Source organism: Thermodesulfobacteriota bacterium (assembly GCA_030583865.1).
GTDB lineage: Bacteria > Desulfobacterota > GWC2-55-46 > GWC2-55-46 > GWC2-55-46 > UBA5799.
Genome location: CP129479.1, coordinates 2,701,398 through 2,721,838, shown reverse-complemented (window position 1 = coordinate 2,721,838; position 20,441 = coordinate 2,701,398). Strand labels below are relative to the sequence as shown.

19 protein-coding genes and 1 tRNA gene are annotated in these 20,441 nt (G+C 44.4%); 11 read left to right on the top strand and 9 right to left on the bottom strand.

Features of this window, described 5'->3' with window-relative positions:
- Positions 1 to 13 precede the first annotated feature (13 nt).
- From QY316_12960 to QY316_12940, 5 genes are all read right to left on the bottom strand, one after another.
- Positions 14 to 172: a hypothetical protein gene (locus QY316_12960; protein WKZ32797.1), complete on the bottom strand. Its 159-nt coding sequence runs from the start codon at positions 170 to 172 to the stop codon at positions 14 to 16.
- Positions 160 to 2,520: a metallophosphoesterase gene (locus QY316_12955; GenBank protein WKZ32796.1), complete on the bottom strand. Its 2,361-nt coding sequence runs from the start codon at positions 2,518 to 2,520 to the stop codon at positions 160 to 162. Before QY316_12955 ends, QY316_12960 begins: the two co-directional genes overlap by 13 nt.
- A gap of 141 nt (positions 2,521 to 2,661) precedes the next feature.
- Positions 2,662 to 3,150, bottom strand: coding sequence for a hypothetical protein (locus QY316_12950; GenBank protein WKZ32795.1), 489 nt, complete (start codon positions 3,148 to 3,150; stop codon positions 2,662 to 2,664).
- Positions 3,113 to 3,808, bottom strand: a complete 696-nt coding sequence (locus tag QY316_12945) for a hypothetical protein (protein WKZ32794.1) — start codon at positions 3,806 to 3,808, stop codon at positions 3,113 to 3,115. The genes QY316_12950 and QY316_12945 overlap by 38 nt, the downstream gene beginning before the upstream one ends.
- Positions 3,809 to 3,866: 58 nt before the next feature.
- Positions 3,867 to 4,121, bottom strand: coding sequence for a helix-turn-helix transcriptional regulator (locus QY316_12940; GenBank protein ID WKZ32793.1), 255 nt, complete (start codon positions 4,119 to 4,121; stop codon positions 3,867 to 3,869).
- A gap of 586 nt (positions 4,122 to 4,707) precedes the next feature.
- Here QY316_12940 and QY316_12935 point away from each other — a divergent pair.
- From QY316_12935 to QY316_12920, 4 genes are all read left to right on the top strand, one after another.
- Positions 4,708 to 6,573, top strand: a complete 1,866-nt coding sequence (locus QY316_12935) for a recombinase family protein (GenBank protein ID WKZ32792.1) — start codon at positions 4,708 to 4,710, stop codon at positions 6,571 to 6,573.
- Between the two features lie 221 nt (positions 6,574 to 6,794).
- The gene (lexA, locus tag QY316_12930) at positions 6,795 to 7,424 is read left to right on the top strand and encodes a transcriptional repressor LexA (protein WKZ34129.1); all 630 of its coding nucleotides are present in this window, start codon (positions 6,795 to 6,797) and stop codon (positions 7,422 to 7,424) included.
- Positions 7,417 to 7,629, top strand: coding sequence for a hypothetical protein (locus QY316_12925; GenBank protein WKZ32791.1), 213 nt, complete (start codon positions 7,417 to 7,419; stop codon positions 7,627 to 7,629). Before lexA ends, QY316_12925 begins: the two co-directional genes overlap by 8 nt.
- 4 nt (positions 7,630 to 7,633) lie before the next feature.
- Positions 7,634 to 8,608, top strand: coding sequence for a hypothetical protein (locus QY316_12920; protein ID WKZ32790.1), 975 nt, complete (start codon positions 7,634 to 7,636; stop codon positions 8,606 to 8,608).
- Positions 8,609 to 8,633: 25 nt separating this feature from the next.
- On the opposite strand, the gene QY316_12915 is transcribed toward QY316_12920, so the two are convergent.
- From QY316_12915 to QY316_12905, 3 genes are all read right to left on the bottom strand, one after another.
- Positions 8,634 to 9,293, bottom strand: coding sequence for a hypothetical protein (locus QY316_12915; protein WKZ32789.1), 660 nt, complete (start codon positions 9,291 to 9,293; stop codon positions 8,634 to 8,636).
- A 32-nt stretch (positions 9,294 to 9,325) separates the two neighbouring features.
- Entirely contained in the window at positions 9,326 to 10,318 is a 993-nt protein-coding gene (locus QY316_12910) for a hypothetical protein (GenBank protein ID WKZ32788.1), read from the bottom strand.
- A gap of 126 nt (positions 10,319 to 10,444) precedes the next feature.
- Entirely contained in the window at positions 10,445 to 10,777 is a 333-nt protein-coding gene (locus QY316_12905) for a hypothetical protein (GenBank protein ID WKZ32787.1), read from the bottom strand.
- 745 nt (positions 10,778 to 11,522) lie between these two features.
- On the opposite strand from QY316_12905, the gene QY316_12900 reads away from it, so the two are divergent.
- From QY316_12900 to QY316_12875, 6 genes are all read left to right on the top strand, one after another.
- Positions 11,523 to 13,331 (top strand): hypothetical protein, encoded by a 1,809-nt coding sequence (locus QY316_12900; GenBank protein ID WKZ32786.1) that lies wholly within the window; start codon positions 11,523 to 11,525, stop codon positions 13,329 to 13,331.
- Positions 13,332 to 13,344: 13 nt separating this feature from the next.
- Positions 13,345 to 14,217, top strand: a complete 873-nt coding sequence (locus tag QY316_12895; GenBank protein ID WKZ32785.1) for a hypothetical protein — start codon at positions 13,345 to 13,347, stop codon at positions 14,215 to 14,217.
- A gap of 201 nt (positions 14,218 to 14,418) precedes the next feature.
- Positions 14,419 to 14,790: a hypothetical protein gene (locus tag QY316_12890; protein ID WKZ32784.1), complete on the top strand. Its 372-nt coding sequence runs from the start codon at positions 14,419 to 14,421 to the stop codon at positions 14,788 to 14,790.
- A 12-nt stretch (positions 14,791 to 14,802) separates the two neighbouring features.
- Entirely contained in the window at positions 14,803 to 17,673 is a 2,871-nt protein-coding gene (locus tag QY316_12885; protein WKZ32783.1) for a hypothetical protein, read from the top strand.
- Between the two features lie 68 nt (positions 17,674 to 17,741).
- Positions 17,742 to 18,071 carry a helix-turn-helix domain-containing protein gene (locus tag QY316_12880; GenBank protein ID WKZ32782.1) on the top strand — a complete coding sequence of 110 codons (330 nt, stop codon included), beginning with the start codon at positions 17,742 to 17,744 and terminating at the stop codon, positions 18,069 to 18,071.
- Positions 18,058 to 19,170 carry a tyrosine-type recombinase/integrase gene (locus QY316_12875; protein WKZ32781.1) on the top strand — a complete coding sequence of 371 codons (1,113 nt, stop codon included), beginning with the start codon at positions 18,058 to 18,060 and terminating at the stop codon, positions 19,168 to 19,170. Before QY316_12880 ends, QY316_12875 begins: the two co-directional genes overlap by 14 nt.
- Positions 19,171 to 19,176: 6 nt before the next feature.
- On the opposite strand, the gene QY316_12870 is transcribed toward QY316_12875, so the two are convergent.
- Positions 19,177 to 19,252, bottom strand: a tRNA-Asn gene (locus QY316_12870).
- 353 nt (positions 19,253 to 19,605) lie between these two features.
- Here QY316_12870 and QY316_12865 point away from each other — a divergent pair.
- Entirely contained in the window at positions 19,606 to 20,265 is a 660-nt protein-coding gene (locus tag QY316_12865) for a pseudouridine synthase (protein ID WKZ32780.1), read from the top strand.
- Positions 20,266 to 20,441 lie beyond the last annotated feature (176 nt).

The window sequence follows — 20,441 nt, the reverse complement described above, 5'->3', positions numbered from 1 at the left end:
GATTTGAAAAGAACTATTGTTCATCAGCTTCAATGTTTTCAAGTAACTTGGCTAACAGTTTGCGTTGTTTCTCATCATCAGGATCGATAATTCGAATGCCACACATTCCATCAAATCCAAATTGCTCTTCGGTTTCAGTCCAGCTATTTATCGCGCTCGTTAATTTTGGCATCGTTCCTCCTTTTCAAGAAAATGATTATTGAATATCGCTAATACGATGTCATGTAAGCGTTTTCCTGAATCCTCTCTATTCTTTATCGGATTTTGCGGGTTAAAACTTGACAATGAAGATGCAGCATCAGATGCGATTATACTTAAGACACCGACAACTGGATTGAGTTTTAAAATTTCATTATCCTTTATTATTGGTATAGGAATGGGTATTGCAAAAACTAATTCCGGATTCAAATTTGGTATCACATTCTCAAGATTAATAGTTAGGTTACGATTTTCCAAACTTAGGCATGCATTTCCTGTTTTCTCGAAATATTGTGCTTTTCTCGTTTTGAAAGCTTTTCCGGCAGGTCCTCTACCTACGCATAAATCATTATATGAATTAGGGTATTTATTTGGAGCAAACACAACCTCGAGGAATTTAGTTTCTTCGTTATAACCTAATAGAATAAAATCAAGTTTCTTATCCCTCAGCTCCTCTTTAATCTTGTCAATTACTTCTTCAAAAAAAGTTCTAGCTTTTTCGCCTTTGTCTAAAAGAAGCTTGCGAAGTTTTGAAATCTTAGAGTAATTTCTTCCAAATTTTTCGTGTTCTTTGAGCTCAGCAAATGAGTAAGAATACACTTTAGGAACAGGCCAGCGTAATGCGTATATTAGATTGGGCTGAGGATATCTGATTGTTAATGTTATTTGATTGAATTCGGGGTTAATTTTTATTGCGCCCTTTGTTCGTAAAAAATTTGTTTCTTCGATATGATGGTTGTAATCACCCTTTAGAACTTTCAAGTAAGTTGTTTTGTCTTCAATTAATTCTGTTTTGGGAAGCGCTTCAACAATAATTTTCTCAGGATCGGTTGGAAAATATTCTTTACTAGGGAATTTTACAATTAGCTCTAAATTCTGTGTAGGATAATCGGTTTGTATCCTGCAGCACTCTTCTTTTACCATGCCCACAACGGGATACATATCCTCATGGTCTATTAGGCTAAGAGCATATGCATTGGAATCAGGATACACAGTAGTTAAATAAGCTAAAGAATTTTCTGATATTGATTTCCTTGGCTTGAATTCCACGACATAGGATTCCTCTTGGTTAGGGTTTGAAGCTTGGCCTTGAGGCTCCCATACAATCCTTTGATCAGAGGTTCTCATCCTTTCAGAATCAAAGACATACCAACCACCTGGAACTCTACCCAAATCTGAATATATTGTCTCCTTTATCGTTTGGTCTTCCTTTTTATGAATTCCACGTTTAAACCTAATTTTTTCATAATTTATTGTGACTTTCGCACCACCATTCCCATCGTCTAAAATATCAACTACCTTTGTTTTAGCTGATATTTGTTCTATATTTGAATCTACGTTTCCAAAATTTATTTTTCTTTGAGCGCCGTAATCGGACAGTTGGATATTTTTAGGCCTCTTTTCAAAAGCTGCACTACCAGCAATATGGGGTGTTTCATAAATATCAACTTCGCAAGCACCAGATTCTAAAATGTTTACTACCTTGATTTGCCTCTCTACGTTTTCATCTTTTTTAATCGAAGAAGTGGTGGCGCAGGCGGAAATAAAGATAGGCGGCAAGGAATGATTTTCGCTTAGAGCTCTGTATTCCGTTATGCCAGATGAATGATTATGACCATGGAGGATAAGATCTATTTTTCTTTTGCCCGCTTCATAAAGAAATAGATATGAATTAGTGAAAACTAAGAAAGGCTCTTCCCATTGATGATTTATTGGCGTTGGTAGTGGCAAGGGATGATGGTGTACTATGGCTATTTTCTTACAAAAATCATAACATATGTTATTTGATCGCGCAAGTCCTCTATATTTATCTTCAAATCTATCGAAAATCTTATGCGGATCTTCTACAGATCCTTTTGCAAACGCAAACTTTAGGAAAAAATTGGATCCCAAAAGCTTTGTTCGTTGATTGGAATCAAAAGGAAAAATAGCAATTTTGTATCTTAGGAAAATTAATTCACATAACTTATCTGTATCTTCGTGAGGATAAACAAGCTCCTTAAAATTTTTGGAAAAAATTTTACTTGGAGGTAGAATTTTAGGTAATCTAGGCCACCACCCATTTTTATAAAGATCGTGATTACCCGGAATTGTAATAAGATAAAACTCTTTTTCGTTGATAATTGTATCACATAATTTTTTTATAGCTTTGATTAGACTTTTAAAGTTCTCTTCGTTTGGATCATCAACGCAATCTCCTGTAATAACAATAATATCTGGTAATATTTCCCGTAAACAACTGATAACATTCTCAAAATTGATAGACCATTCTTTTGTGCCGTTACAATGAAGATCTGATAAATGAGCAATTTTTACGGCCACGACAGTACCATTCGAGAATTATTTTTTCTATTTTTTTAACACATTTTGAAATAATAAGGAATTTTTTCTTTAAACCCCGTCCAATTATCCTTGAAAATCGATAGGTTACGCGTTTCAATTTTGTATTATTTCCGTACCAACCTATGCTCTTCTACTACAAACCACTGCCATTCCCACTGCTTCAAACATTTTTAGATGATAGAGTTTATTTGGGTTTTCATTCTCGATCTCACTATAGAGAACCGGATATCTCTCTGCCAATAACTCTGCCAGTTGTCTCTTGTTGTTCGGTTTGCCTGGTGAAAAATAAGCTTCCAAGTACTTGATCGGATACTCGTAGACCGGCAAACTAGTCTCTTCAGCAATCACCTTAATGGCATTGAGAAAACAATCAAGTTGCCTAGAGCTTCTGGAAGGATGAAGCTTTTTGAGGGCTAGCGCATCAGGCTGGTGCTGGTCCATAAGTGAGAGTACTATATTTTTGAGCTTTTCTTTTTTCTTGGCAGACCATTTCCCCCTCACTACCTTTGTCCCCCAGTCCCGCAGCTCCGGGCCGTAGAAGACGGCAAAGCCTATGTATCGTGTTCCGGGATTAATGGCCAGGATTTTGATTGTCTTGTTTGTTTGCATACTTTTGGACTAAGTAATTAAATAAAGCGCCTCTGCTTTTTCTGATCTTCTCTCGGGGTAATTCCTTGACCTCACCCAGAACCCTCCTTAAGAGCTGTTCAGGATATTTGTTGCAGTAGGAAAGGTACAGGGGTAGGTTTTTTGTATCATTCAGGGCTTCGGCTAAATCCATAGCCAGAAGCTCTTTTTCAGTTCGGGGCTTGTAACCTTTTTCCGGCTCAAAATTTCTATTATCGATATCGCTTTTTAAAATATTTCTTTTTATCGTTATATCGATAGGCTCGAAGGAGCCTTCTCTTTTTTGGCTGGGATTATATGAATTTTGAGGATAAAAAGGCTTTTGTGGATTTGGATTTTTGAAACCCCTGGAGAAGGTCGTTTGGTGACTCTGAAATACATCCTTTGTAGCATCAGTGCCCCTCCATTTAGTGATTTTGATACTCAGGCATCTTCCATTGCTCTTTGTGGCAATATATCCCTCCGTCCTGAGGATATTAAGCCAGCGCATAATCATGTTTTTGGAAATTCCCATGTCGCCGGATATGGTCCTGAGCTTTCTTGAAAGCGTGCCGCTCTTCCTGTCCGCATTCAGGAGAAGATAGAGATAGAGCCAGATGGCATTCCTCATTTTTCTATAGTGGCTGGCATCCTGTTCCATAATCAGTCCGCTCCGGACCGGAGTCCACCATTGTTTTTGGTTTTGCATATAGATTTAATTATTTTCTAATAGCCTCCTCCTTGCGATGGAGGTCCTCTTTTAGTGATCTCGAAAGATCGATAAACAAGGCATCCACCATAGTCCTGTATATCAAGGCCAATTTGAAGGCATTAAGAGTATTAGGCATGGACTGCCCCTTTTCCCAGCGCGAAATAATGCTTGCGCTCTGAAGCCCAAGTATCTCCGCGACTTCCTTTTGCTTGAGCCCTCGTATTCTTCTGTGCTTCTTCAGGCTGTTCGGGATGTATTTCATAAGCATCCAAATGGTTATTTCTATGCGATTAACAATAGCTCAAGAAACGCATCGAGCTAAGGAGGGAAGAATTGCCTTTTTAGGCAATTTTACTGGATTGATTCAGGTATGATTTGGAGACCAAAAAAAACACGATCCCCAAAATATCCTATGATAGCCTACGGGAGATAAAGAAAAGATAAAGAAATGATAGAGGAATTTTTACATATGAGAATTTTGAGCTAAGATTAGCAGCCCTTTTGACATTTCTCTTTAGGCAATATAGCCCTCCTTTCTAGTCTTAGAACATTTGATAGGCTGATACATATAAAAATATGCAGATCAGCCAAGAAGATATCGAAAAACTCAAGAAAATATATCATAAAGAGTCCGGCCAGATGCTCTCCGATGCCGAGGCATTGGAAATGGGACAACGGCTGCTTGCTTTATTTAAAATAATTTACCGCCCTCTGCCGTCGGATTCTGATAAATAAAAAGATTGCCATACGAAATTTGACGGCTTTCAGTCTCTATAATAGGATAAAAGCAAAGCCATTCTAATAAAGGGGCAAAAGCCCGCCTTTAAGTGGGATAGCCCCTCCTTCCTATGTCCAAATATTTTCTCTATGCCCGAAAATCCTCAGAAGCTGAAGACCGGCAAGTATTGTCAATCGAATCTCAAATTGGTGAATTAAAAAGAATCGCAGAAAATCAGAATATTGAAATTACCGAAATATTGACCGAAGCCAGATCCGCAAAGGAACCCGGTAGACCCGTTTTTAATTCCATGATGCAGCGAATTTACAGAGGTGAGGCCAATGGCGTCCTCTGTTGGAAACTCGACCGTCTCGCACGTAATCCCGTTGATGGCGGTTCTATAATCTGGGCCATAAAGCAGCATGGAATAAAAATCACTACTCCTACACAGGCTTATAGCCATGATGACGAAAATACTATTCTCATGTACATCGAGTTTGGGATGGCCCAGAAGTATATAGATGATTTGAGTCGTAATGTGAAGCGTGGGATTAGGGCCAAGCTTGAAAAAGGCTGGTATCCGAGTGTAGCGCCTCTAGGCTATCTCAATAATCCAGCCAAGAATAAAGGGGAGAAGGATATAATACCTGATCCAGAACGATTTAAGCTGGTAAGAAATATGTGGGATCTGATGATCTCGGGCCGCTATTCTCCACCAAAGATAGTTGAAATGGCAAATAAAGAATGGGGATTCAAAACTAGGCCAATGAAAAGACTCGGCTCCAAACCATTAAATAGAAGTGCAATTTATAAAATTTTGACCAACCCCTTCTACTATGGCTATTTTGAATATCCGAGGGGCAGCGGCTTATGGTTTCAGGGCAGTCATGAGCCTATGGTCAATGAAAGGGAATATGAGTTGGTACAAGCCTTGCTCGGGAGAAAAGGACTTGCAAAGCCAAAGAAGCATACCTTCCCATTTACGGGTATGATGCGCTGCGGTGAATGCGGAGCAGTAATAACAGCAGAGGAAAAACATCAGCTGATATGTTCTACTTGCAAGCATAAGTTTGCATATAGAAATAAGGAAAGATGCCCTAAGTGCGAGACCGCGATTTCAAAAATGATGCAGCCGAAATTTCTGCATTATACCTATTATCATTGTGCCAAAACAAAAAAGCCCGGATGCTCGCAAGGATCCGTAAGGGGTGAGGGATTAGAAAAGCAGATAGATACCTATATTTCACGAATTCAACTCTCAGCTAACATGAAGCAGTGGACGATTGAGCTGCTTAGTAAGGCCCATAAGGAAGAAATTAAGGGCAGGGGTGCTATTGTCCAATCGCAACAAAAAACGTATACGGATTGTCTGAAAAGACTCGACAACCTAATTTTACTCAAGACTTCGCCTCAGAATGCAAATGGCAATTTGCTCTCGGATGAGGAATATTCTCTACAAAGGGTTCAACTCCTAAAGGAAAAGTCTCGTCTGGAAGAACTATTTAAGGATGCAGGACACAGAATAGATAAATGGCTTGAGCTTTCGGAGAAGACTTTTGAGTTTGCTTGTTATGTAAGAGACTGGTTCAATCAGGGCGATATTAAAGACAAGCGCGAGATACTTTCAGCAATTGGTTCGAACCTGATATTAAGGGATAAAAAAGTGCTAATCCAAGCCAAAAATCCTTTTCTATTGCTTGAAAATTCCCTTCCTGGTATTACGATGCCAAAGCCACCGTTCGAACCTAAAAATAATGGCTTACATAAAACAAAAACAGAGGCGTACACCTCTGCATGTCTCTCTGGGCGGGGAGGGATAGAGGACGTTAGAACATTTGAGGATCTGCCACCGGAGCAAAAAGTACGCATTCAAGACCTGGTTCGCCAGGTCTGGGAATTCTTCAAGGAAACGGAAAATCCTCCGCATATCCCTAGTTTTGATAAAACAAAACTCCCAAGAAAAAATAATCCAAATTTTTGCACCTCTCTCAACTAGCGGTACTACTTTTAGTCAGTTGCTAAAAGGATAAACAGATAGAAATCCACCTAGCTTCTGAGTCTATTGTGAAAGATTTGTCTCGAATAGGAAGGAGGGTATTCTTGCTGAAAATGTCATTTATTAGAAAAACAACCGGCCCCCCATTGACTGGCTGGGTGATTTTATTTGGAAAGAATGTAGCTCTTGACAAAGTTTATACACTATAATACAGTATGTATATGAAGGAAATTAGCTTATCCCCAAAACAAATAAAAGCAGTCCGTCACATTAGAAATAGCCTAGTGCATAAAGGCCGACTTCCTTCTGTCCGTGAGCTAATGAAGGAATTGGGATATAAATCACCCCGTTCGGCATCCCTGATAATAGATGAGCTTATCTCAAAGGGAATACTCAAGAAGCGCCCCGATGGCGATTTGCAGCTTGTTAAGGATCCAGAATCGCATTCAAGACATGCCCAGACTATAGATGTTCCCTTGGTTGGCTCAGTAGCGTGTGGCATGCCTTTATTAGCACAAGAGAACATTGAAGGATTCGTGCCTGTTTCTAAAAGGCTTGCCCACTCGGGCTCTAAATATTTTTTACTCAGGGCTTCTGGGGATTCAATGAACAAGGCAAAAATTAATGATGGCGATTTAGTATTAATTCGACAGCAGCCAAGTGCTGAAGAGGGTGAGAAGGTTGTTGCCCTAATTGACGGAGAAGCTACGGTTAAAGAGCTTCATTTTGGCCAAGGTGCAATTGTTTTGTTACCAAAATCTACAAATAAGAAACATAAACCGATAATCGTAACCGATGACTTCCAAATCCAAGGTGTTGTGGTTGCGGTAATCCCCAATCTATATGACTAAAAAATACATTAGAAATGCAGGAAAGCTTTGGACGTCGGAAGAGGTGAAGAAGCTCAAGGAGCTCGCTAAGGGCAATACACCAACTCGAGTAATTGGCCTTAAGCTCGGTCGGCCTGTTGCTGGCGTTTACTCAAAAGCATCCGAGAAAAATATCAAATTAGCGCCCTCAAATCAGTCGCCTTATAATCGTAGAAAGAAGGCTTAACTATATGGCAAAGAAAAATATCAATAAAATTCCACAAAATATTCTTGAAAAAATTGGAAAAATAGAAAGCAATGAAGTCGTTGTTGGGTGTGCGGTAAAATTTAAAGCACAAGATTTGGCATCGGGAAAATTAAAGCATTTAGGTATTGTCTTAACGGATGAGGGGTTAAAACTGCCCACTAGTATTATTCCTCCAGAAAGCCAAGGTAAATTTTCCAGTAGAAATATAAACGGACTAGAAGTTATTCGTAAGGATCTTCCAAAAGAAACTCACTATAACACAGTTGATACTCCAAATTGGGGGAATTCATACTACGGCACGCATACAGTCGATCTTCCGTATGAGAAATATCCAAGAGATTTCCAATCTCCACGCGAATTGGAAATCTTAATTACCTGTAAAGATACTCGGCCCGGTCTTTCTACCTATGTAATCGCCTTTCAAGTTCAAGAGGTTCTCGATAAAAGAAGTATGGATTTCAATAATTTCTTATTCGAGGACCTGAATCTACTTCAAGAAAATGTTGGGGCTTGTAGTGTCGAGCCAGCCAATATTCCAATTGCTGACTACACTAAATCTCTTCATTTATCCTGGGAGATTTTGCCACCAGGAACATTGGAAGAGACTGTTGGGCGAATATTTCAGGGTAAAACACCGACGCAACATGAAAAAAATGTGGCAGCAGAAAGATATAATTTCTTTCAAACACTTAAACCAAAGAGTCTGGTTTTTGGACAGAGTGGTTTTAGGAGATATTTTGGTGCTCTTTTAGAAGATAACCTAGTTGTGTTTGAAAATATTGAATACGGCAATGCTGTTTATATTTTATTCGAAAATTGGGAGGAATTAAGTAAACTTAGTCGCATTGATTTGCTATCAGGCAAGTTTGGTAATTCATTTGAACGCGTTGTGCACACTAATACTTGGGAAGAGAAAGTAAAAACAATAGTAATCGATAGGCGGAATAAGCAAAAATAAGGCAAAGCAATGGAAAGAAGTGAGTTTATAAAAATGATAAGCTGTTTTTTAGATCATCCTCTCCGTCAACTTCCAAGATAACACCTACCTCGGGTCTTAATTTTAGCAACGCCTTCAAAACAGCAATTTCCTGACAACCTTCCTCCAAAGGCCAGTGGTCGGTTATGCCTACCTCTTTAGGTCCATTGTTCCTATGGAGGTGGATGAACTGAATCTTTTTGATTAGATCAGATGAGAGGCTGTTTATCAATTCCAAACAGTCGATTCCGGCGGCTTCGAAATGGCCAATATCAAAAGTAATCGAGTTGGCAAAGGACTCCCAAAACCATAAGGCATCGGGTGAGTAAGACGCGTTTTCAATGGATACCGGACAGATCGCTTCCAGTTCTGTTAGGGCTGACCGATAGGCTTCAGCCCAAGCCCCGTGAAGCCTTCCGCCCCACGCTAATGTCTCATCATGAACAATTAAACCAAGATCACTAATGAAAGCGTACTTCTTAAGGTGGCGAAGATAATATTCCCAGACTTCAGGCCTGGTCTCGGAAAGGTAGAGTCGGCTTGGATGGATTACAAAACGCCTTTTTTGATCTCTTAGTTTTCTGGCAAGAAAATCGACCCTTTCAAAATCCTCATCGCTGCCGTGCCAGACCGATATCTGGACCAGTTCCAAATCGAATTCGTCCAAATATTTATCATCCGATATGCGAAATCCCAGATTCATTTCTTTTTTTTCTGGTTTAGCTTATGACAATCAAAATCACGGAATTCACAAAGCAAATCCTTTTCATAGGGTACGACCAAGGAACTTTTTTCCTTTATACACTTTAGTAGATAATTTTGCACTGTTTTCTTTTTAATGTGAATCAGTGCCTGTTTTACCTGAGGAATGTTTATAACTGTTTCGGGGAATTTAGATACTGCACTAGTTAGAAGTGTCGAATTTATACACTGCAAAAGAAAGGCGACGCGCCAATAAGGACGCCGATATCCTTGGGGCAATAAATTTATCATATGCCAAAGTACAATTATATTCTTTTTATATTTCCACCACCGCTCATCGTACTTTTGTCGGAATATAGCACTTATCATAATATAGGCAATGCTTTCGTCATCATATTCTGCGGGATTTAGCTCTATTGGAATTTGATTTAGGTCCGTTATTGAAAGAGCGTACTCGCCAAGATAGTTTGAAGACTTCCATTTTTCCAGACTGGCCTTCAACCTTTGGTCAATAGAGTAATTGTAGCCAATTGCCTTGGCCGGTGCAATTTCCTGCTTTCGGATGGTTATGAAATAATTCGATGTTTCTCCTTTCCCGCTCGTAGCACGTTTCAGAACAAAGCATTTTGGATTCAAGGATTTTCCATTCTCAAAATCAAAAATCATCCTTCTAAGGTAATTATTAAGCCTGCTTTTATCAGTATAAAATCCGCCCTCTAATTCTGCACCTCCTCCGTATCTCCTGATGAGCTCGCTTCTCAATATTGCTGGCCTATTTTTGTCAATACTCAGGTCGATATGTTTATTTTTTTGTTTCTCAATATGCTCAGAATAAATTTCAAAAATTGCTTTTAATAAATTTAAGGTGTTTTTAGGAACACCTTCCCTCTTAGGGTAGGTCCTTTCAAAATTTTCAACGAGCGCCCTTATATCTGCAAACGTTATTTTTTTCTTAACTTCAATATCGTATTTCGAAGAGTTGTCTTTCATTTCTATATCCATCTCCGAGTGTAATCAAAATTCCTAACAGTAGTCCTTACTGTAATATATCACGAGCCCAAAAATAGGTTATAAAAAGAGCTATGCAAACCTGCATAGCTCAACTGAGAGCGTATCTCAGTAGTAAAGTTCAAGAAAGGAAAGTGGGGTGCTCTGTTCATATTGCTTTAACCTATGAAGAGTGGTCGAGATCACGTCTTTAACATGCTTTGGCTTCCGGCCTGAATTGGTCCCTGTTGCTTGCAAGCCCTTAAGGGCGCGCCTTAAGTCTTGGAGAAGCAAGTCGGAACCGCGACCTAGATCCTGGAGCCATCCATTCGTGGTCTTATATAGGTCTTCATAGTACGCCGCATCCTTTTTGAGTTTTCGATTATTGGTTCTTAGCTTCTTGTTTTCGTTTTGGAGCTTGTGAATGAACTGTTTTAGTTCCGCGATTTCATTTTTGTGCATTTTAGCCTCCTGCGATTTGATTTTTTTGCAGGCGCAGGAGGTATGCTCACCCCCCTGGCGCTGATTCTCCCAGAGGGGTGAATATACTAATTTAAAACAGAGCGTTACATCTGTCAAGGGGTGAGCCGCACTAAGGTGCCTACTTAAAAGTATATGGGACGCAACAGCAAATATAAGATGATGCGATGCTATAACCCTCATTGCATTAATGAGGGTAAAGCTGCTGATCATTTGAATTTAGAATGCTATTTGGGCTCTATCGACAATCCGAAGGCTTTTTGTACTCCGGGGTGCAAGCAAAGTTATGTGAAAAACATTAATGAATATGAAAAGGAAAACAGGTTGATTTCAAAAATTAAAACAAGGAAGAGCCGTAAAATAGAAGAGCTTACAGAAGCGATTTATATAGTGAGTGGGAGGACTTTCGACAGAAAAATAATAAGAAAAGTGATCGAAAAACTGAATTTATCGAGTGGATGGCTTTAAGAGTGTAACCTAAATCTCAGCAACCTCCTATTTTTGAAGAAGAAAATAGAAATTCTCTGTAACCATTTTCAAAGCCGTCTTTTTTCTTTTTAATAAGCCTAAGAAAAAGAGGAGGACTGAAATGAAAGAGACAGATGACTCGGGAAAAAAGGATAAGAAACCCAATGAAACGAAATTAAATCAAAGATTGCCATTAGAAATACTGCGACACCTTTTTGAGGTATGCGGAAATCTAGAGGGGTATTAAAAAGAGGAGAATATGGGAGTATTCAAGAAAGCCAAAATTTATAGCGAAGCCTACTTTGCCGAGCGGAGCGGCATCCCCCTTCCGGAATTACTGAAGGCAAAGGCAAGGGCGCTGGTGAAGCACGCTCCTAAAGGCGAGCCGCCATATTATATCTCCGTCCAGCCGGACGGAAGCCTCTTAAGGGCTGAGCTCCACGAAGAGAATAAGGACATGCTCGATGAATTGGCGCTGCGAGCCGAGATGGGCGACAAGTATGCCGATACCCTCCAAAGGAAAGCCCAAGGAGTGATAGCGAGAATCTCGACTTGCGAGCTGGATATAAGGGCAACATCTGAAGCAATAGAAGATGAGAAGGATAGGCGTAATTTACAGGTCAAGAACACCTATGAACTAGGTTTGAAGCGGACAGAGGCCTTCAGCAGTTTCGCGGTATTTGTGATTCTGGCACTTGGTGAGATAGGTGCCGTGTTCACTCTTTTTGCTGATTTCTTCGGCATTGATCCTACACGGCTGTCCAAAGCCTTTTTAAAGGAGCCTGCGGCCTTCTTGGTGGCCCTTTTACCCTCATTCGGGATTTTCATAGCGTCATTATTGATCGCGGAAATGGTTCTGGCAGGAAAGAAGCGTAATGCCTGGATAATCACACTCGCGGTTCTGGCCATTGCCATAGGCTGGATGCGGGGTAAGCAGATATTCGCCTTGCAGGATGAAGTAGCAATAGGGGCATTACTAATGCCATTCCTCTTCAGCTTTACTGCCTTTTCCTTTCCGCTTGCGGCTGCGTTCTTCATAAATAAGTGGAGGGCGGCTTCAATTGCGATTGCGAAAGACAGCGCAAAAATCAGGGGTGTTGACGCACAAGAAAGGACATATGAAGAAAAGCTAAGGAAAAATGTGCAACATCTGGCGAACTCAGAAAGGGAATTTGATCGTTTAATTGACGAATACGTAAGGCATTACCAGAAAGACCAAAGGGATAAAGAAATGCAAAAGGCTGAGTGGGAGAAATATGCTCGTTACACGGAAAATTATCTTGCCGAGTTGCATATAGCATATCGATTCTGGAGTGGCTGGCGAAGGTCAAAAATAAATCAGGGACAGAGCCCAGGGTCGAAGTATCTTCCGGCTGTTTTGGCATTCATTTCCCTGGTAGGCATTGCTCAACCAGCTCAAGCTTCTGAAGATTTCAATCTGATCGCCATATGCGACCGAAGCAGCTCGGCGGGAGAGTACGCCTGCTCAAAAGGAAATTTGGAAAAAGCCGGAAGGCTTTGGGTTGAACAGGCAGGAGATACCGAAGGCGGCTCTTTCGAGCTCGTCATAATAGATACCGGTTTTGATTCGGCAGAAATTGCCTTTTACGAGAGATACCCTGCACGGTTTCCAGGGCCGGTGACTCTCAATAAGAGAAGATGGGTAGACCAGTTTATGGACAAGCTGGATAAAAAGGCCGGAGGCTTACCTAAAAATAAGGGATCTGCTATTGCCGAAGCTCTCTACAGGGCCTCTTTACGGATTCCTCAAGGCGGCACAACTCGGATATACATACTTTCGGATATGCGCCAGGTAGATGGAATCTTCAATTTCGAGAAAAGGGTGCCGGGCAAGGCGGAGTTTATGAGGTGGCTCGAATCAAAATTGATAAAGCCAAAATTCCCACCTGGAACAAGGCTCACGGTCTGCGGCCTTCATCCATATACGTTGGGCAACACATCGAGGATGACGACTGAGAACTATGAACGGGTGGTAGATCTCTGGACTGAAGTGTTCAGTAAGTGGGGCATAAAAGCAGAAATATCAGAAGTGTGTAGCTTCAACTAAGAAGGAGGACAATATGGGAAAGACACTTTTCATCGGTGGTGCGAACCGTGGGGGCAGCGCAGTTTCGGAAGCTGTCCTGGCAGGAGGCTTCCTGGACACGAGTAACCAGGTACTTATAGCAGATCCTAAAGAGGAACGGGCCGAAAGATTGGCCTTGACTTGGAGCAACAACGGCGTTCCTGCTACAGGACTTAAGGAGCCATGTGAAACGGCAATCGAGAAAATCAGGCCGGATAGGGCGATCCTCTCCATAGATACTCTTAAGCCGATGGCGCAGATTCTCAATGACGACAGCGTGCCTACCCAATGGCAGCTTCTGGCACGCGGGCCAGGCTCCAATGGGGCTGTTATAGGGTTAAGCGGTACTGTCACTAAAGGGGATGAGAACGGCAGGCGCTCCTCTGCCCAACTCATAGAAGCGCTTGCCGATTTCATAAAGCCACAGAGTTCAAGGACGATTAGGGACAATCTCCTTAATGCCGATGCACTTAATGTCGCACGAAGGAAAGTATCCCTGCACAGCGCCCGACGGCTTGCGGTTTTAGACCGCGAGCCTCAGGATATCACAGGAGGCACACTTAACCTTCACTGGGGCGATGTGGCTTATCCGCTTGCTGTCCAGGAGAGGCATGGAAAGAGATGGAGCGAGAGCAGGGATCAGGTGCTGGATGCCGGGAAGAAAGCGGATAAGACCTATAGCGTAGCCCTGATCGAAAAGAACAATGTTGAATTCTTCATTGTCGAAGATGTAAGGGGAAAACGGCTTATCAGGTTTCATTTGCCGCTCTCAGCGCCTAAGCAATCATCGAACGGCAATGCGGGCTTGAGTACAATTCTTGGTGCGGTCGCGGTGGCAGCTCTGGCAGCGCCACTGGTGACTGATTAGGACAAGAGAGCCTACGTGCTTACCCTGGTTATAGCTCTAATTGCGATCTACGCAATGAAAAGATGGCTCCCCGGCGTCTACAAGCTTCTTAAGGGCCTTGCACTCCGGCTCCTGAAGGGATTTGCAGGCTGGCTTTGGAGGCAGACTGAGAGGAAAGGCGGAGCAACTATCAGGCAGACTCGGATGAGGTGGAGGCAGTGAATGGGCATAAGGCTAAAGCGCCGGTTGATAGCTGCCGTTTACCATTGCTCGGTTATTGCCGTGATCTATACAGGGGCAAAGGCAGGCAGTGCTTTTGGAAGCGAGTTTGTCTTCCAGAGCGCTATTGCCCTTTTCATTATCCATATTCTCACGTTCAAGGTGGTCCCGGTATCCAGGAGGCTTCAGGAATTGCTAATCCCTGAAGCCTCCTGCTTTGCCTGCGGTGCAACGGTTGATCTCGTCAATAGATATAAGTGCGGTTGCGGGTTCTTATCATTCAAAGACAGGCATGCCTTCAGCCCATGCCCTAACTGCGGCAAGGGATTTCTTTGGGTTGTCTGTCCTGCATGCGAAACCTCGATACCGATTTAGAAAATGAGAGTATTGGTAGAGAAAAGACGACTAATCATTGAGGAGATGGAGAGAGGGCAGGGCTCACCAGTCGTGCTGCCCTATCTGGTCGAGCTGGAGCCTCCTTTCAAGCCATTTAAGCATAAGCTTGAGAAGCGCTCATTTATCCAAAATCTCTTTGGACGGAAAATTGAGAGCCGAAGCGTTCGGGCCAAGATAAATCCCTTTGATCCGGGATTCATCTGGATACTACCTGCAAGAGACGAGAAGTGCGCTCTTGAGAATGCAGAGCAGTTCTTGACTTCATTTCCAGGCGTCTCCCCGGTATTTTTGGAGATTGCTTGCACGGGAAAGCAAATCGGGTTCCAGCTTACGGTCGATAAGGCGCAAACGGAAAACATAGCGGCCCAGATAAGGGCGCACTTCCCCGGAGCCGATGCGATAGTAGAGGAAAAAGATTTGCTTGAAGGGGCAAAAGGCCAAAACCTCATTGCGCGCGCCTACAGGCTCAGATCTTCGCATTTCTTCCCCCTGGTCCAGGCTACAGGGCTCGACCCATACAGGGCGCTTTTCGGCGTCTTTGATAATATCGGCTCCGGCTTTGCAGTCTTTCAGGTGGCCTTTATACCAGTCAGAAATAGCTGGAAAGATAACCTTTATTTTGCGTCCAGAAGCCAGTACGACCCTGGCCAGTCGCCGTTTGCGGACCTTCCGCATCTTCCCAAGCTGGCGGACAAGAAAATAGCAAAGCCCCTTTTTGCCGTCTCAATCAGGACACTTGCCGCCGACTTTGCCGTCCTTGAGGCAATGGAGAGTTTTTTCAATCAGTTCAGCACGGCTGAAAACGGAATAGAGCGTGTAAGGGGTACGTATCCTCCTCAAAGCATCCTCAACCGGAGCACTTTCGTGAACGGGGCCATATTGAATTCCGAAGAGCTGGCTTCCCTGGTCCACCTTCCTTCTCAGGAGCTGGTTTCTGCCATGCACAATATTAAAACAGCCAGGGCCGCCTTTCCTGTGCCTGAGGAGTTTACCAGCAACGGCCCTGTGCTCGGCACTAACGTGTACAGGGGAATTAGAAAGCAGGTCTGCCATTCCCGAAATTTACCGAACCGGCACTGCTATCTGGCAGGCAAGAGCGGCTATGGCAAGTCGAATTTGATACTTCAAAATGTAACCCAAAGAATAGAAGCCGGAGATGGGGTCGCGGTAATCGATCCCCACGGCTCGCTTGTAAGGCAAGGCATACTGCCGAGGATTCCGGCAAAAAGAAAGGACGATACGATTTACTTCAGCGCCGGAGACTTTGGGTTCCCAATGGCAATTAACCCTTTGGCCCACAGCGGAAGCAAGCTTGAAAAGGAGCACATCAGGACCGACCTCCTGAACTTCTTCGAAGATCTTTTTGAGGCACCTCTGGGCGTAAATGTCCAGCATACGCTCAATTTTCTCCTGGTCACGCTCCTTTCGCGCCAGGACTCGACCTTGCTCGATATGGAAAGGCTCATGATAGACAAGGGCTTCAGGAAGGAATTTCTTGACGGAATCGAGGACGAACGGGTTCTGGCCTTCTGGGAGCTGGAGTTCCCCTCGCTTGAGCGGCGCGGGATAGCCACGGCCATAACCAATAAACTGAGTCCCTTAATCCTTCCGGACTCGACCATAGGCCCCATGCTTTCAAACCGGGAGAACAAGATAGATTTTCTGGAGATCATGGATAGGAGCAAAGTCTTTCTCTGCAATCTCTCGCATGGAGACATAGGTAAGAGAAATAGCCAGCTCCTTGGAAAGCTCCTTGTCTCGAAAATTCAGATAGCGGCCATGAGGAGGGAGGGCGCTTGCCCGGACTCCTATCTATTCATAGACGAGTTCCAGCACATGGCCTGCCCGAGTATGGCGGATATCCTATCCGGGGCAAGAAAGTTCGGGCTGCATCTTTGTCTTGCAAACCAGATGATCGGGGATATTCCCGATTATATCCTTCGACATGTATTCAATGCCTCGACCATGATCTTTTTTGCAAGCGATTCGCCCAACGATCAGCTCCTGATGGAGAAAAACCTTTCCAGGAAGTTCAAGGCCGAGGAGATCGGCCAGCTCAAGCGTGGCGAGACCCTGGTCAAGATGGTAGGCAGCGCCTTCAACATGGTGACGGAAAAGGTTCCGGAGCCGCCCAGCATAAACTATGAGGACGAGATCATAGCCCGTTCACGGGCAAGATATACGGCATCGGAAAAGAGTCCACCAGTGAGACAGAATAAGCCGATGCAGAAGTCGGTAACGCCCAAAGAAAGGATTCCATCGATAACGGTCCAGGAGAAGGCCTTTTTGGAGTGCGCCTACAATAATCCCCTGCTTTCGGTTACTTCAATTTACAAGAAGCAGGAATTGAGCGCTTACATGGGCGACAAGATCAAGAGCGCTCTCAAGGGAAAAGGCTTCGTCCATGAAATTACAACGCACCTGGGCCAGGGCTCCCGTATTGCCAAGTTCCTTCTCCTTACGCCCTCAGGGTTCAATGCCTTTGGAATAGAGCCCGGCAAGGAAGGCAAGGGAGGGGTTCAGCATCGATACTGGCAGTCGGTCATAAAGTCCTATGCCGAAGGCAAGGGCTACCGGGCTGCAATCGAGGAGCCGACCCTGGACGGCAAGGAGACGGTAGACATCGGCCTTGAGCGGGACGGAACACGGATAGCAGTTGAGGTCTCGATAACCACGGGCATTGAACATGAAGCCGGAAACGCGGCCAAGTGCCTTAATGCCGGATATGGCAAGGTAGTCGCCCTCTTTCTTGAAGAAGCCAAACTGGAAGAATTCCGGAGCCATATCGGAAAGGTCCTTTCAGAGGAAAGCAGGCAGAAAGTCCTTTCAGGGCTTGCCTATGATTTCTGCCGATTCTTGTGATTTATCAATATGTTCTGTGAATTCTGCCGTAAATAAATGTCCGTATTAGAAGCCAGAAAGTAAAAGCCATGCACCTTGTTACCATAAAAGACCTGTCCGCATTCCTTAAGGTAAAGGAGTCTACTTTATACTCCTGGGTTCATGAAGGGACTATTCCCTTCTACAAACTCAACGGACTTCTCCGCTTCAATATGGACGAGATTTTAGACTGGGTAAATAGCTCCAAGGCAATACAGGTACAGGAGCGCCTTTTCATAAAAAGGCCTGAAAAAGAAGATATAAACAGCCTCATAAAAAAGACTATTGAGGGGGTAAAAGGCAAGGGGTATAATCCTTCCAAACGGGAAACCAGCCTGAATCAAGGCCTCAGGAAGGAGGTTTCTGATGAGTCTTTTTAGACGAGGCCAGGTCTGGTGGATAAATCTGAAATACAATGGCAAACGGGTCAGGCAATCAACCGATGTCAAGGACAGGAAGCTTGCCGAGAAGATCCATGCCAAGGTGCTGACCCAGCTGGTCGAAGGCAAGTGGTTTGACAGGCAATTGGGTGAGGACAGGACCTTGAGCGAGCTGCTGGACAAGTACATAGCCGAGCACTCGACACCCAATAAGTCGGACAGGTCGATACGTCAGGACAAGGGGTACAAAAAGGACATGATCGAATTTTTTGGGGATGTCCCTTTGACGCAGATCACCCCTGGACGCATATCGGCCTACAAAGCCCATTTGAGGGCAAAGGGCCTGGCCGCAGCCACGATAAACTCGCAGCGCGGCGTCCTGTGCCATGCCTTCAAGAAGGCTATCCGCGAATGGGAATGGGTCAAGGAAAACCCTGTCGAGAAGGTATCAAGGGAGAAGGTCAGGAATGAACGTGACAGGTGGCTGACTCTGGAAGAGGAAAAGAAGCTCATTGACGCTTGCGTGATCTACGCAACCGGCGAGAAAAACATCCAGATTCCCCATTACTGGCTTCAGGAGATCGTGATCTTCGACCTGAACACAGGGATGAGGATGGACGAGCTGCTTTCCCTGGAGTGGCCGCATGTGGACCTCTTCAGAAAGACGGCGACCGTCGTCCGGTCTAAGAACGGCGAGAAGCGGACCATACCCTTGAACCGGAGAGCCTTTGAGCTCTTAAAGGAGAAGGCAAAGGTGCGGCACATAAAGAGCAACTATGTGTTCGCGAGCGAAGCCGGGACCAAGATCATAGACCGGAACCTGAGGCGGGGTTTCTACGACGCCCTGGACCGGGCCAAGATCAAGGACTTCAGGTTCCATGACCTCCGGCATACCTTCGCTACGAGGCTCGCTCAGGCGGGTATCGACCTCTACAAGATCGCGAAGCTCTTAGGTCATAAAACAATCGCCATGACCCAGAGATATTCGCATCACTATCCTGAAAGTTTGAGGGATGGAGTGGAGGTTTTGGACCGCGCCGTCACAATTTGGTCACAGTCCAATGAAAAAGGGGCAGCCCAAAATCGGCTAACCCCTTGATTTTACTGGCTCCCAGGGAGGGATTCGAACCCCCGACCCGGTGGTTAACAGCCACCTGCTCTGCCGGCTGAGCTACCTGGGAATAGGTTTTCAGAAAAAGACCCCCGTTAGTACCCCGGGGGATATAAGCTACTAATATTAATATGTCTCTTCCTGTCCGTCAAGCGTGTTTTTAAGCCGCCCTTCTAATCTGGGAAGAAAGCAGAATCCAAGCAACGCCCTATACGGTGTTCCTCGGAATTCCTGGGTTGGTATCCTGTTCGAAGATGGGGAAAGCAACATACGCCAGAAAAAATACCATTCTCTTTCTAAAGCCCTATCTACGCTCTCCTTTGCTCCCGCATTTTAATTTGAAAATGAATTGCATGACCCCTCTCCTCTTTGAATTGCCCTTGATATAAGGAAGTGCTATAACAAAAATAAAACTTATACTCCGTGAAAAAAAGACAGACTAAAAAAGCAAACACCAATCCCCGGGTGCTCCTTTTTAACAAGCCCTTCCGCGTCCTCTGCCAGTTTACGGATACCGAAGGGCGGAGGACCCTTGCGGATTTCATCCCCGTTCCCGGGGTGTATGTCGCCGGAAGGCTCGATTACGACAGCGAAGGCCTCGTTGCGCTCACGGACCAAGGCCATATCCAGGCCCTTATAGCCGGGCCGGAAAACAAGACGCCAAAGACCTATTTCGTCCAGGTGGAGGGCATACCCTCGGAAGAGGCCCTTCATAAGCTCCGGACCGGCGTGCTCCTGAATGACGGCATGACCCTCCCGGCAGTGGTAGAGATTCTTGAAGAGCCCCCGGCCTTCTGGGAAAGGGTCCCGCCCGTCCGGTTCAGAAAGACAGTCCCCGATACATGGCTGAGGATTACGATAACCGAGGGAAGGAACCGGCAGGTCCGCCGCATGGCCGCGCACGTTGGCCATCCAGTGCTCCGACTCATTCGGACCGGCATCGGGCAATGGGAGCTCGGAAAACTGAAGCCAGGCGAGTGGAAGGAAGCGCATCTGCCGGAATTCCGGGGCAATACGAAAAAGCATACGGGAAATAAGGGTGCCCGAAAGACCTCTCGAAAGCCTCCTCGACGGATCCGATAGTCTTATTATAAGAAGCAGGATGTTTCATCAGTAGGGAACGATTATCCGCGTGCTCTGGCAAAAAATCGTTTGGGCGCGCGGACTACGCTTTCTGCATCACTGACCCCGAAGCCGCAGCGCTTATCCTTGCATCGGCCCTGCCATATGCTAAAATAGCCGTACACAGACATGCCGGA

Coding starts and splice junctions, on each gene's coding strand:
- QY316_12945 (WKZ32794.1), bottom strand. CDS start 3,808: ATGGAACAGGATGCCAGCCACTATAGAAAAATGAGGAATGCCATCTGG.
- QY316_12905 (WKZ32787.1), bottom strand. CDS start 10,777: ATGCACAAAAATGAAATCGCGGAACTAAAACAGTTCATTCACAAGCTC.
- QY316_12940 (WKZ32793.1), bottom strand. CDS start 4,121: ATGAAATACATCCCGAACAGCCTGAAGAAGCACAGAAGAATACGAGGG.
- QY316_12900 (WKZ32786.1), top strand. CDS start 11,523: ATGGGAGTATTCAAGAAAGCCAAAATTTATAGCGAAGCCTACTTTGCC.
- QY316_12935 (WKZ32792.1), top strand. CDS start 4,708: ATGTCCAAATATTTTCTCTATGCCCGAAAATCCTCAGAAGCTGAAGAC.
- QY316_12910 (WKZ32788.1), bottom strand. CDS start 10,318: ATGAAAGACAACTCTTCGAAATACGATATTGAAGTTAAGAAAAAAATA.
- QY316_12960 (WKZ32797.1), bottom strand. CDS start 172: ATGCCAAAATTAACGAGCGCGATAAATAGCTGGACTGAAACCGAAGAG.
- QY316_12920 (WKZ32790.1), top strand. CDS start 7,634: ATGGCAAAGAAAAATATCAATAAAATTCCACAAAATATTCTTGAAAAA.
- QY316_12890 (WKZ32784.1), top strand. CDS start 14,419: ATGGGCATAAGGCTAAAGCGCCGGTTGATAGCTGCCGTTTACCATTGC.
- QY316_12950 (WKZ32795.1), bottom strand. CDS start 3,150: ATGCAAACAAACAAGACAATCAAAATCCTGGCCATTAATCCCGGAACA.
- QY316_12925 (WKZ32791.1), top strand. CDS start 7,417: ATGACTAAAAAATACATTAGAAATGCAGGAAAGCTTTGGACGTCGGAA.
- lexA (WKZ34129.1), top strand. CDS start 6,795: ATGAAGGAAATTAGCTTATCCCCAAAACAAATAAAAGCAGTCCGTCAC.
- QY316_12875 (WKZ32781.1), top strand. CDS start 18,058: ATGAGTCTTTTTAGACGAGGCCAGGTCTGGTGGATAAATCTGAAATAC.
- QY316_12880 (WKZ32782.1), top strand. CDS start 17,742: ATGCACCTTGTTACCATAAAAGACCTGTCCGCATTCCTTAAGGTAAAG.
- QY316_12895 (WKZ32785.1), top strand. CDS start 13,345: ATGGGAAAGACACTTTTCATCGGTGGTGCGAACCGTGGGGGCAGCGCA.